This window comes from Pseudoduganella sp. GW821-FHT12E03, from assembly GCF_058807115.1.
Genome location: NZ_JBXAQJ010000008.1, coordinates 67,613 through 80,312, shown reverse-complemented (window position 1 = coordinate 80,312; position 12,700 = coordinate 67,613). Strand labels below are relative to the sequence as shown.

At 54.7% G+C, this 12,700-nt stretch carries 9 protein-coding genes and 1 pseudogene; 1 reads left to right on the top strand and 9 read right to left on the bottom strand.

Annotation, left to right across the window (positions count from 1 at the left end):
* Positions 1-545: 545 nt before the first annotated feature.
* Positions 546-674 (top strand): recombinase family protein, encoded by a 129-nt coding sequence (locus tag AC1RRC_RS20540; protein WP_493057390.1) that lies wholly within the window; start codon positions 546-548, stop codon positions 672-674.
* Positions 675-950: 276 nt separating this feature from the next.
* On the opposite strand, the gene AC1RRC_RS20535 is transcribed toward AC1RRC_RS20540, so the two are convergent.
* From AC1RRC_RS20535 to AC1RRC_RS20495, 9 genes and pseudogenes are all read right to left on the bottom strand, one after another.
* On the bottom strand, positions 951-1,631 hold the full coding sequence (locus tag AC1RRC_RS20535; RefSeq protein ID WP_493057389.1) for a hypothetical protein: 681 nt from the start codon (positions 1,629-1,631) through the stop codon (positions 951-953).
* A 102-nt stretch (positions 1,632-1,733) separates the two neighbouring features.
* A complete protein-coding gene (locus AC1RRC_RS20530; protein ID WP_493057388.1) occupies positions 1,734-2,696 on the bottom strand; it encodes a hypothetical protein in 963 nt (320 codons plus the stop codon).
* A 169-nt stretch (positions 2,697-2,865) separates the two neighbouring features.
* A pseudogene (locus tag AC1RRC_RS20525) lies at positions 2,866-3,888 on the bottom strand (IS5 family transposase).
* Positions 3,889-3,991: 103 nt separating this feature from the next.
* Positions 3,992-4,192: a hypothetical protein gene (locus AC1RRC_RS20520; RefSeq protein WP_493057387.1), complete on the bottom strand. Its 201-nt coding sequence runs from the start codon at positions 4,190-4,192 to the stop codon at positions 3,992-3,994.
* Between the two features lie 127 nt (positions 4,193-4,319).
* Positions 4,320-5,132 carry a hypothetical protein gene (locus AC1RRC_RS20515; protein ID WP_493057386.1) on the bottom strand — a complete coding sequence of 271 codons (813 nt, stop codon included), beginning with the start codon at positions 5,130-5,132 and terminating at the stop codon, positions 4,320-4,322.
* 17 nt (positions 5,133-5,149) lie between these two features.
* Entirely contained in the window at positions 5,150-6,853 is a 1,704-nt protein-coding gene (locus AC1RRC_RS20510; protein ID WP_493057385.1) for a hypothetical protein, read from the bottom strand.
* Positions 6,854-7,641: 788 nt separating this feature from the next.
* Positions 7,642-8,673 carry an SMEK domain-containing protein gene (locus AC1RRC_RS20505; protein WP_493057384.1) on the bottom strand — a complete coding sequence of 344 codons (1,032 nt, stop codon included), beginning with the start codon at positions 8,671-8,673 and terminating at the stop codon, positions 7,642-7,644.
* A 111-nt stretch (positions 8,674-8,784) separates the two neighbouring features.
* Positions 8,785-9,843 carry a hypothetical protein gene (locus AC1RRC_RS20500; protein WP_493057383.1) on the bottom strand — a complete coding sequence of 353 codons (1,059 nt, stop codon included), beginning with the start codon at positions 9,841-9,843 and terminating at the stop codon, positions 8,785-8,787.
* A gap of 160 nt (positions 9,844-10,003) precedes the next feature.
* Complete coding sequence (locus tag AC1RRC_RS20495; protein ID WP_493057382.1) at positions 10,004-12,484, bottom strand: UvrD-helicase domain-containing protein; 2,481 nt, start codon at positions 12,482-12,484, stop codon at positions 10,004-10,006.
* Between the last annotated feature and the right edge of the window lie 216 nt (positions 12,485-12,700).

Below are 12,700 nucleotides of genomic sequence, written 5' to 3'. Positions count from 1 at the left end.
AGCTTCTGAAATAAAATTAGGAAACCCTTCCGGCATCCTTGCTTTAAATGAGTTACCCAGCAAGTGACAACGTCATCCTGATGGCGGACGCACTGGCGGCAGCAGCGCAAGCGGAATGACTGCACGCTGCATTTCGGCCAAGAAATACGCGATTTGTCACACATGCCCCACCGGCTATTCCGGCTTGGCGCATGACCTAAACGACCATGTGAGAATCGCGGTCCATGCGAAAAAGATGTCGACCAAATTACTTCCATGGGACCAAGCTCTCGGTGAAGGCCGAGCGTCGCTACGGAATAAAAGCACAATAACGTTTCATTCGGGGCGTTCCGATAAGGGCAAGATCCCATAAAAAGGTGTTCCGAAATCCCGCCTATTGTTTTTCATCGCGACTCTATATACCGGAGACGAGTTCGGAACACTAACCCCACCGTCACTCTGAATCGGTTACGTCCGCGTTTCCACGCATGACCAGAACCTCGAGTTCTAGCTTGATGCCCTTCAGAAAGCTGGATGCAAGGGTCTACTAGGAGGCGACGAGCGGGTTGTCGATGGGCCGCCCTGTGCTTGCAGAAGCACTCGCCTACCTAAGGGAGCGGGATACGCTGGTCGTATGGAAACTCGGTCGTTTGAGTCGTACGCTCGGCGGGATGTTAGGCTTGGCTGAGAATTGAAAGCGCGTGGAGCGGAGCGCATCGGCAAATGCGTATCCGACGCGTTCGATACCGGTACGGCGCCAGGCGGCTCTTCTTCAACGTCCTGGCGAGCTTCGCCAAAATGGAACGGGACTAGCTTCCGGACTGCGTACACAGCGGCCACCGATGAGCGATTACGGCGGCAATCACACTACGCAAAAAAGGGGACGGCAGCTTGCGCGCATTCGCACCCAAAAGGCTGGGAGCTACAGTTCCAGCAATACATTGCACCACTGCCGTCCTCCTCTAAAGACGTCATTCGGTATCACCGCCAGCTTTGAAAAGCCGTCCATCGCTCCGCATCCATTCCTGCAAAAACAGCGACAACACTCTTGGGCTGGCGTTGAGCACCTTCAATGCGTCATTCTTATCGATATCGCCACCTTGTGCTCGGGTCTGGACCAGGTTCAACAGATCTTGATTTCCAATCAGCTCCTTGATGACCTCTCCTTCCAAGGAGGTCTTGGGCACTTGATAGTCTGGAAATGCATATTTCATGAGCTTCGCCTGCTCCTGAAATTGGCTGCATGGCTTTGATGGGCTGACATCCATCTTATCAAGAAATGACTTTAGCTTAACTGACAGCTCCTTCAGTCCTGCCACGCTGTCGTCATACAAAATTTGCCTTTGCGCACCTATATCGAACGGCGCAACCGTATCCTTGTCCTTTATGATTACGGTGCCGCTTGCCTTGCACGCATGACGGAGACCCAGCTCGTAATATACATTGGGATTAGGAAACGAAACGTCAGCTATAACGTAATCAGAAAACATAATTCTATCGATAATGTCTGTCGTGATCGTGCCAGGCTCCGACACCTCATCCGCCCGCATCACCTCGAGGTCCGGCCTAGCCTTCAGTATTGCCTCCTTGATTAGGTTGTCGTACTTATTCCTGAGCTCTTTCTCCGTAATGATTATTTTATCGCCGGCCATCTGCGTTCCAATAGCCATTACAACGAAACACGTTTTTGACGCCATATCACCCCCAATTAGAAATCAGTGACAAAAGAATCTGGCAAAAAATCGAACAAAAACTCATAGACAGTAGTGAGTCATATCCCACGGATCAGCCTCTCTGAAAAACATCGATGAAACCCTTTGAGCAATTCGATAATGAGCCGACGTGAAAGTATCGTAAAAAAAAGGGGCGTCCTGGTTTTTTCCGAGTGACAATTCCACGTTGGAAAATCCGCCTTGCCCTTTCTGCTCACCACTGCCACCTGCGCCCAGGTCATCCAAACAAATAGATAACTCCCCACCTTTGTGACTCAGAATCACGTTTCTCAGCCTATTACCCTCTTCGGCGGCAAGAAGGAACTCCATTCTCGAAAGTTCGTATTTATCGTAGCGTTTCACGATGGCAGCGTAGCGGCTAGCAGAGCTCCGAATAGTGAAAAGCTGATATTCTATATCGATCCATTCCTTCCCGAGCCATATAGTCCCGAATCCGGCAATGAAGGATGGGATTATCCAATAGGTCGCCACCGTGATCTCCTGGCCATTTCTCGCCCGATGCAAAGACGCTTGGGAATCATGAAAAATCCCAAGAGGCTCGAGCAATTGCTGGCCGAACACCATGCAAGCCATGCACAGCAGCCCTGTGGCAAGAATCGTCCATTTTAAAACTCGATGGGAAGGGCAAACCCGCTTGACGATTAAAGGATAGGGCATGGCGATTGAGCGAATGTAAGCAATTATTACCACCGTGATTGCAATTACCCATATTGGAGGAAGGGCTCTCGGGTACTGTCCAAACCCGGTCAGCCCTATCATCAAATAGTAGCCCAAACGGGCATGCGCAAAGAAAAGGCCGAGCGCTAGGGTGATTGATGCAGTCACCATGAACGCCCCAGTGATTTTTTCCTGAAGAAGGACTAATTTAAAAGTCTTCTCGTTTAAGACTCTCAAGCGTCTGTGCGCTTCTTCAACCACAGAAAATGCTTTCGAGCTCAATGGCGGGAAGACATAGGAGCCGGATGCATTGATTGGAATGCTCATCCTCTATCCTTCAAAAGATTGCGGGGAACCTCGATTTACTGGCGATCTGAGCACCGATGCTGAAAAAAATAGCCGCATAACAAGTGGGGACTTTATGATCCAAACCATTTCCATGGCTGTTTTGCTATCCGAATCCGCCGTTTTCGGTTGTTCGGACGAACTACGGGCGTCAAAACGCCGAAATCTTTGCTTCCTTGAGGTAGCAAAGACGCAGCAAATTGCGGGCGGCGGCCTTCCAGTTCCAAATGCAGCGTGGCACGTGCCAGGCCGATCGAATGCAGCATCTTGCCACCCAACTGCGCCATGCCCGCGAAGACATGCTCGACGCGGGCGCGTGGGCTGGGATGCGCCGGTAGTAGCGCTGCTGCGCTTCAGACAGCGGTTTATCTTTGCTGCCTTTACGCTGGATGTGCATGCGCCAGCCTTCACCGGCCAGCCGTCCTTCGCGTTCATAATTGCCGTAGCCCTTGTCGGCATAGATATCCCGGCTGGTATTGGCCGGGCCCGACAAGCCCCCAAAGTGCAGGGTGTCGTGTTCGCTGGCGGTACTGATTTTGATTTTGCGGATCAGCTTGCAGCGCTTGTCCACGTTCGCCGACAGCTTGCAGCCGAAGTAGGATTTGCCATGCTTATTGATCCGGCGAGCGTCAAGGTCCTTCTGGCGTCGCTTCGCTGGCGACCAGTGCCTGGGCATCGCATTGTCTTCAATGGCGACGCTATTTTCGAGCTTATTCAGCGATTGCTTTGGAACGATAGAGGCATCGTTCATCTGGCCGCTGTGGGAAATGTAGCCATGGCGGGGCAGTCGCCGGTTGCCGACATCACATACGCTTTCGCTAGCGCCGGCTTTGATCAGGCGCTCATTAAAAGTCCAAATCGTGGTGTGATCAGGAATCTGGCTGAAGTCCCGCAAGCGGGCAAAGAGCTGAAAGCTCAAGCGGTCCAGCAACTGGAACTCCATCTGTTCGTCGGACAGATTGAACAATTGCTGGATCAGCAGAATGCGCACCATCACTTCGGTGGGAAACGGCGGCCATCCGCCACGTTCACGGCCAGGTCGGGGTGCCGCTTTGTCGACAGCGTCGGCCAACGCCGCAAAGTCGACATGCAGCCCCAGCACTTGCAACGCGTCACCCAGCTTCATCAGCTTGGCTTCGCGCTCCTGGGCCGCAAAAAGATTAGGTTTCATCATGATGAGATCGTCAAGTTTGATGCGTTGACATCATGCCATGGCCGAGATGGTCTTTCGAGGCCCCCTACGGCATGGTCGGAGCATCACTCCGACCATGCTGGGGTTACGCGAAAAGCTCGTCCGGTGGAAGCTCCAGGTTATTCAGGTCTGCCGCGCAAAACTCCCCCTCTGCCTTGAGCTGCATCATCCACATTTCCACCTTGCGCCATTTTTCTGCAGCAAACCGTATCAAGTCTGATGCAAAGTCTATGGCAAGCCTCAGCAGTATGTCGACCAACACTGATCGATAATCCATCGCTTTCATTTGCATCTCCTTAGGGCACGAGGTTGGCGGGTCGCTGCGGAGCTGGCAATTTTTGTTGCCAGTGAGTACAAGATAGCACCCTAGGAACCCAGGTACAAGAAAAATAAGTTCCCTCGTGCAAAAAAAACTACCGGTGGCGAATCAGGCGGGCTTGGAGCATTGACGCATTCTCCGCCTCGACAAATGATGTCTTTTGGATAACGTCGTGCCAAGCAGTGCCAGGCTCAATAAAATCCGCGCATTTCTTCTTACGCTTCTTTGCGAAATTTGAAACCGCTTCAAGCAAGTCTTCGTCGATCTGCCTAAGGTCCTTCTGGAATATGCACCTCAAAGGGAACTGCCTTCCGCCGCCCGGGCGCAGGAAGTTTTTATATACTCGCCTGATAAACTCCTCCGCATTTTCAAGTTTGCCAGAAGGAGTGGGCTTGCGTCCTTTGTAGAGTTCGATAAGCGTCAACTCCGGGTTATTCTTCATCTCCTCGGCCAACTGCTTCAGCTCAATGACTTTCTTCTTGAGTTGCTCTTCCTCGTCAATGCATGCCACCCTGATGTCGATTACCATATCGCCTACGCGCTTCCCCCGCAGTACTCGCTCGGTTCGGAGGCGTACCATTTCCATTTCACTAAGAATAAGGCGTTGAGAAGCTGCGCCCTCATTTTCAATCGGCGGCACTTCTGCAATGCCCCTCTCCGGTTCAAGAAAAACTTCTTCCGGCATAATTAATTTCTTAGGAAACTGAACCTCTCCCCCTTTTAACAGTTTGATGTGCATGGAGAGCCGCGACGGCCCGTCGAACTGAATGCTTCTACTAGGCGGCAAAGCGGCAGGGATTGCCTTCCTTTTATCTGTTTTTTTCCTCTTGTCAACTTTTCCAGCAACTGCCTCATTAACGGCAGGGGAGTCATCAGGCGCAGGAATGACTTTTCTTTTAAGCGGCATGCTAGTCCTCCATATATTTACTGGTCATCTTTAATCTGCTCGGTCGCCACGTGCAAAGCTTCATGAATTGCCCTTTCGAATTTGAATTCGATTGCCTTTTCATCGATCGCCCCCAAGCTTTCCCCGACGTCCTTCCCGCCAAAACGATTAAAGAATTTGTTGCTTGCAATCTCGAAATTCACACCAAAAAGATAAGGTTTCCCATCGGGCAAGCATTCCGCATTGGGATTGCCATCCTTCCAGGAAAGCTCTATTTGGGGATATGGGTTATATCGACTGAGGGCATAAGTTAATATGTAATGGCGCAAAAAGTAGTAGTCCATTGTATCGGCATCGACGGGCTCGTCCGCCCCCGACTCTACGAGTGCATTTATCACGCCGGTTTTTAGCCACTTTGCAACTAAGTCGATTTGTGAGTCTCTGAATATTCTCCGAATGTCCCTCACCGCAACAATGTAAGCGTCAGCATAGGCTCTGAAGATGAAATTCCATTCTCGAAATCCAATGACGGATTTTCTCTTGACCGGCGTAAGTACAAAGCTTCCCATCAGCCCAACGACATCGCCGCAGATCTCGATGGGGTACAGCACCACTTTCGTGCGCCCGGCCTTGCATACTTCCTCATTGTAGCCCGGCAGCATGCCCAGGCTCAGATAGTAGAATGCAACCGCTTGCAAGCAGTCATCAATAGACCCACGCTCCTTCAAATTGTTAACGTCTAAGGGATCTATGTCCGATTCATCATCCTCTCCACTCGAAATTCCGTCTATCCGCCCCAATCCTGCCATCTTTCGGAATGGAAACCTAAAGTGCACGAGCCCGCCGTAGAACAGCGGATCGCCGATCGAGGTCGCGTTGCTACCTACCGGAGCCTCGAGTATCTCGATTGCCCGATCCGGACCTTCGTTCCGAAGGATATGCCAAAAATGCTCGTCAAGTTCTCTGATTAGAGCTTGAAGATTTGTCCGAGAAATACCGCTTTCTGCGATCCAGGAACCGAACCTACGGATCTGGTTGCCTTCGGCTCCATCATGCAACTCTATCAAGCCCGCAAAATATTCCCTAAGATCTCCCCTCTGCGCATCAGGAAATACGAAACGGACATTATACGGATAGCCGCGCCACTGTTTCTCCGGTGATGAGCCTCCGCCATAATCGTGCCGGTAGCGCATGTGTCGCCTGTCATACGAGCGGAACATATAGAAAACATTCGGTATAGCAGCCTTTCTGCAGCTTGAGGACAGCGTAATTATATCTCCAAGGGAGTTCAGCGTCCTGGCTGTTTTTTGATAAACCCTATCGAAATAGCCACCAGGCTCGGCGAGCGAACCGAGGAATTGGGACTGAATTGGCTCGAGCTCACCGTATAATTTTTCGTTTATGGCAGCATCGATCGGAGCATCTCTAACTAGCTTCTCCCACCCGCTTGAATATTCTCCACCAATAGATTTCTCGATTATCCTTCCAATATCGTTGGATATGGTATCGATATAGAATTCCCCCAAATACTTCTCTTCATTCTCAGTGAACTCGAAAAGGTGCTGAGCACAAAGGGAGATGAAATACCTGACACGGTGTTCGAACCCTACTTCGTCTGCGGAATCCTCAAGAAGCTCTTTAGGACCGATCTCTGAAAAGAACTTGTCATTTGATTGGGGATTTAACCAAAATACGCGGATGTAGTAATCTGTAGAGAAAACCCGCAACAGCTCGCTTGACAACGGGAGCATCCGTTCCGGCTCGGAGGTTGGCTCCGACCGAAAGTTGCTTTGCACTAGAGTTCCCTTATCGCGACTCCTTAATGAGTATGAGACATCAAAAAAGTCGCAGCGTCTGTATTGGGACTCCTTGGTTTTCTTTCGATAAAGAAAAACCAATAGTGGCTCTTGGACTAGCAGGCAAAGGCAATTGACGATTTGGTTAAAGGAGACGAGCCCAACCTTGTTGGTCGACACCAATGAGAGCAAAGACTGTTTTGCGAGTCTCGCACGAGACTTAGCAACCTCTTCCACCTCAGCCTTCGACTCGATGTCTTTCTTGTCAAGCATATGATCCTAGTCTGAGTTTAGTGTCATTTGGAAAGATCACGATACTCCAAAGAGCTCGAAACTTCAATTTAGAATGAGGCCTTAACGACACCGCTGGTTGTTCGCTTAGCTAATGGCTCCTAGCTATCCGACGCTTCCCTGCCGAACTTCCCCCCCGGTGCCCCGCGCGGCTTCTTGGCGGTCATTTCAACCTTCGACAGAGCTGCCCTGCAATCCAACCCGTTGTCCGCCATCTCTCCAAGGAGGACAGCGATAACTGCCAAGTGCTGAGGCACTTCATCATCAGCTCCGCATTGCAAGACTAGCCTCCGCTCGATAGAAAGCTTGTTTCGCGGAGCTGATCCTTCTGGACGGAAGCCAAGGCCCCCTCAGTTAGGAGAGCCGGTCTCATGGGGAACCACCACCGTCTTGTCTTGCGGAAGGGTATCAATACAGAATTCTCTCGTGGATTGTGCGAACCTTTAGAACGCCGAAAGGTCGACGGAGCCGACTACGTTCCTGAATCCGAGTTTATTCTCTTCTACGAATGCCACGAACTCGAGCCGGAGCTCGTCCGACTTGGTAGGAATGGATATGCCTATCTCTGCGGCACCGAGCTCATACTCGTCTTCGTCGCTGATGTGCAGGAAGTTGGCATGGCGCAGGATGTCCAGCTCTCCTTTCAAATCGTCGCCGCGATATTCCCGCGCCACTTTCGTCAGCAACAGATGTGCCTCCCCGTCGTTGAATCGGCGCGAGTTGCCTCTTTCGCGCCTTTCATACAGCATTGCCAAGAATTCGCGAGTTAGCCTGGGTAAGCGAGAAAGGTCCGTCCCGAGCTTTCGGAGCGCTTTTTTAACTGCATCGGCATCTGGAGCATCGCGGCTGCCCTTTCCAGCGAACGCACAAAACGCGGTTCCGTTGCCGATTTTTGGCTTGACCCGCTGTTCCCACAAATCGTAGCCGGAAGTGGCGAATTTCCCGTTTTCGTCAGGCAGTTCGAGCTCAACCTTCAGCCTGGCCGAACTGGAACGCACGAAGTTGTAGAGGTCTTGCAGCCTATCGAGCGGCAGGTCGAACGCTTTGCGGGCGAGCGTATCGAGATCCCAGATGTCGTCGGTCCCGAAATCGTACTTTTCAGCGAGCTTCGCATCGATGGAATATACCCGCTGACGGCTATTCATGCCGAGCACGATAATTTTCTTATACCTCGTCTTCTGATCGACGGTGATTTTCCCCAAGGTGTGGTTAACCTTGTCGGTAGTCGCCGAAGAGGTCACTTGTACGCCGATTTTCCTGCTCTCGTCTCCTAGATCAAGCCCGGGCTCGTTTGATCTGCTTGCGTTCAGGTTCTTTAAGCTGGCATCCAGCAGGATGTTCAAAACGTCCCTGAAAAAGTTCTCGGTCGCTACGGTCAAGTCGAACATGTGGATCGCGTTTCGCATCCTGACCTGGGCGCCTAACGCGGCCAAGTCATCGACGATTTCTCCGATAAAGTAGCCTCGGCTCAGCATGGGCAGTCTCCTTTGTAATCACTCGGCCGGAATCGCGGCTTATCCAAGCCGCGCGCGTCTTGCTACTCGGCTTAAGGCTGTTGCGCAAAAAACGTCCTTGCATGCCTGGGCCTAAGCCGGGGCTTTCTGGGGGCTTACTGCCCAGGAATCCACCCGGTTAAAAAGGTTCTCGTAATGTTCGGAGAAGGCCGGTTGATCCAGCTGGGCAAGCCATTTCCCATCCGGAAGCCTGTCAAGGGTTACCGCCATTATCGCGTTGGCGACGATAACGAATTCGCCGAGCTGCTTTCTCTCGCTTTCCTCGTCGACGCCGGTCATTGCCGTCGAGACTAGCGTGGTCAGCCTGAACGGGGCAGGAGGATGGCTCATTCTGGTCGAGATCGCTGGATCCGCGTCCGGGAGGCGGTCCGTCGCCGCGAAATAGATATAGGCGATCAGCAAAATGAAACGGACCCGCTGAACCCTTGTCGCGAGAAATTGGCTGGCAAACGATCGGATAGTAGGGAGGCGGCAAAGATCCCCGATTTCGTCTTCGAGAATTCGGTCGAGAAGGTCGCACGCGAACTTATCGGCGACGAGCTCGCGAGCCTGGGAGTCCAAGGCTTCCGCCTCGGGAAGGAGCCTTGGCTGAGCGCTGTCCGCGTCGAGATTGCCGTGTTCTCCGTTGAGCCTCTTCCCATGCTGGTGGTAAAAGTGGCCTATTTCATGCAGGACTACCAGGCGGAAAAGCGTAATCATAAGGAAGGCGAACAGGTCCCGCCTTTCCGGGTCGTGAGCCCACTCGGCGCCGACGAACGGGAACGGTTCTTCCCGAATCAGGTCGCGGATGGTCCGTGCGGTATTCTCCGGCGACGGCGCCCAGCCGGGAGGCGGCGCCATGCCGACTTCCGGAAACACGCCCTTCGAAACGATCCTGTCCGCCAGGCGGCAAATGAAGTCGAAGCATCCCGCCGACACGACTACCAGGTTGTGCCTGTAGAGCGCGTAGGCTTGGATGCCAGGGTCGCAGTTGAACGTGAAGTCTAGCGGCAGGCCGGACTTGGCGCAAAGCTGCCGCCCCTGGGCAAGGCCAACCTTGAACCACTCGTGCTGCGGGTTGTCGGGGTCAACGTCCATGCGGATATTGAGCCTCTCGCTGCTCAGCGCATCTTGAATTTCTTCGTCAGTCATTCCCACTCCTATTCTGTCGAGCGCAAATACGGCCGTATTCGAGGCCTCATTGCTATCTGTACCGCTAAATTTTCCGGCCGCACTCCCAATCGCACAATCGCGCGACGTTCAGACAGCCCGTGGTACGCCGACGGGCATTTTTCGCGCCCTCGTGGCTCGCTTACCGCAGCGTACGCAGGTCCTTGAAGCACGGCCCGGCGCTTGCGAGCCTGTCGGACGCCTTGGGCTTCGACGACGGGTGTTTCTCGGGGCCAAGCATCCAGTAGCAGTGCTTCGCCGCCCTAGTGATGCCCACGTACGCGAGCCTCAGCAGCTCCTCCTCCTGGGCCGTATCGTACGGGCAGGGATCCTTCGCGCCGCCAAGCTTCGCGAGCCGGTAGGCCTGGTTCTTGAAAGGGGAGCTGGTCTTGTACCTGCAGTCGCCCAGCAGGAACACCGTTTCGGCCTCAAGCCCCTTCGATTTGTGGAACGTCATGACGTCAAGGCGCCTCGTTTCCTCCGGCAGTTTCCTGTCCGCCTTCCAGATGCGCCCCAGAGCCGTCCGTATCCTGTCCCGCTCCCTCGTTCCCCCTTCCCGGTAAAGGACCATTACCGTTTCCCCCGCGTCGTAGTGGGCGGCGGCAAGCCTGGCGAGCTCGGCGTCGCCCTGGTCGAGGACGTGCACGGGAACGGCCCCTTTGGCCGCGCGCCCGCCCGACCTGGCCCTCTTTCCCGGGATAGACGGAGCGGGCGCAACGACGTGCTCGGCTGCGTCGATGACGTGCTGGTGGCTTCGAAAATTTTCCCTCAGCATGATCGGAGTGGTAGCAGGCGAAGGGAACTCCTGCCCGAACTCGATGAAATACTTCGGCGAGCTGCCCCTCCACCCGTAGATGGACTGCCAATCGTCTCCCACGCAGAGCAGCGAACTGTGCCGCGCGTTACGGCCGGCGCCAAGGTCGCGTCCTCTGCGACGGACCTCCCTCAGGACGGCGCGCACCCAGGAGACTATCTGCGGGGAGATGTCCTGGAACTCGTCGATCATGAGTTGCGACATCGATCGCAGCAGGCTGTCCGGGAGGAGCTTCAGGGTATCCCCGCAGCCCTCGCCGAACAGCGAGAAGATCTGGTTGAAGGTCATCACCCGGGGAACCTGCTTTCCCAGGTGCTCGGAGAACTTCGGCCAGAACGTCGCGAGCGCCTCGAAGAAGATCCTGTCGGGGTCATCGGGGGCGAACTTCATGCCTGCCACCGCAGCGGCCACGTTCAGGCCGAGGTTCTCGATGAAGGCCGCGGCGCCCACGAAGCAGTCGAGAAGCGGGACGCTTGCGAGCTCGCCGCTTACCTGGTAGCTGAAGCCCGGGGCGATGGCTGCCCTGTCCGCGCTCCAATTGACGAACGTCTCGATCTCGGCGGCGGTGTCGAGCCATACGATCTTCTCTTTCGAGAACGCGTCGCAGATCGTCTTCTTCACCGACATCTCGCTTACGAGGGTGTGGTCCGATCCGGGGCGCTTGGCGTCCTCTCCCGGAAACTCGGATGGACGGAGGACCACCGCGATTTCCTCCATGCCCCTGACCCTCCCGTGGATTTGGAACCGGTGCCGCTGTACCTGGATGGTCTCGCGCCGCGCCGTGACGCAGGCTATCGGCCACTGGCCGGCGGCCTTCCATGCGGCCTCCACCACGTCCATCGACTCGGGATCCCGTTCCGCCACGTACTTTATGGCCTTCGCCTGCCGCTGCACAACCTCGTTGTCCAGGTTCCGCGCGTCGATGGTCAGCGAATGGTAGTAGAGGTCTCCGATCAATTTCCGGAACCGCTCGTCCGCATAGTAGAGCTCGGTGTAGCATCCGTTTAGCAACGCACGCTGGTGCTCGTTGATGCGCGTGTCGAAGGGGCTGTCGGGCGTCGCGGCCGCAGGATCCTCCTTCGACTTGTCCCCGTAGAATTCGAACGGGACCACGTGCTCGCCCATCAGCGCGCGGATGAACTTGAGTATCTTCGAGTGGAAGGTGCAGACGACCGCGTTGGCCGTATCTTCCGATATCGTGAATCCCCACTTTTCCGCAGTCTCCCGCAGCTTCCCCACGAAGTCTATCTGGGACTTCTTCGTGAAGGTCACCACCGTCATGGAGTCCAACTCGAACTTCAGGTAGCGGTGGAGCAGGATGATGCGCAGGATCAGCGTGGTCGACTTTCCCGAGCCGGCTCCCGCGATGACGTAGGTCGAAGGCGTCCGGCTCAGGATCATCTTCCACTGTTCGTCGGTAGGCCACTTGTGCTCGGGAAGGAGCGCATGCACGTCGGCGCGCATGGCGCGCTCGGTCTCGGCAGTGATGGGCAGCTCCCAGTCGTCGAAAAGGAAGCAATCAACTCCCGGGGTGGCGCAGCCCCTGTCGCGGGCATCGCGGATCTCCAGCACAAGGCGTCCGGCCGCGAAGCCCTCATCGTAGCCTGCCTGGTACCCCCCTTCCCTCCCCGCCTCCTCGCCTTTCCGGTACCCGCGCTTCTCGCCTAGCGCGAACGCTTCATTCCAGGAGGGCGCGTGCCGGGCCGAGAGCTTGGACAAGACCCATCCGACGAGTTCGGCTGCCATCCTTTTCGGGAATGGCAGTTCGTAGCTGTGATAGAGGCTATGAGAGAAGAGTTCTTTTTCCATGTATCGCGTCGTTTCAGAAGATTGCCGCAGGCGCCGCCCTATCCAAGTCAGGACGTAACCGAGCGTTTCCCTGGTCGGTGCTTTCCCCCGGGGATCCGCTCATGCGGGCAGGCAACAATATATCATGCCGCACGGAAATCTTTATCAAATTAGCATGACGCCATTCTCGCCGGTCTCTCGTCCCGGCGGAGCGCGGCTGGCCGGAAGGAGACGGAT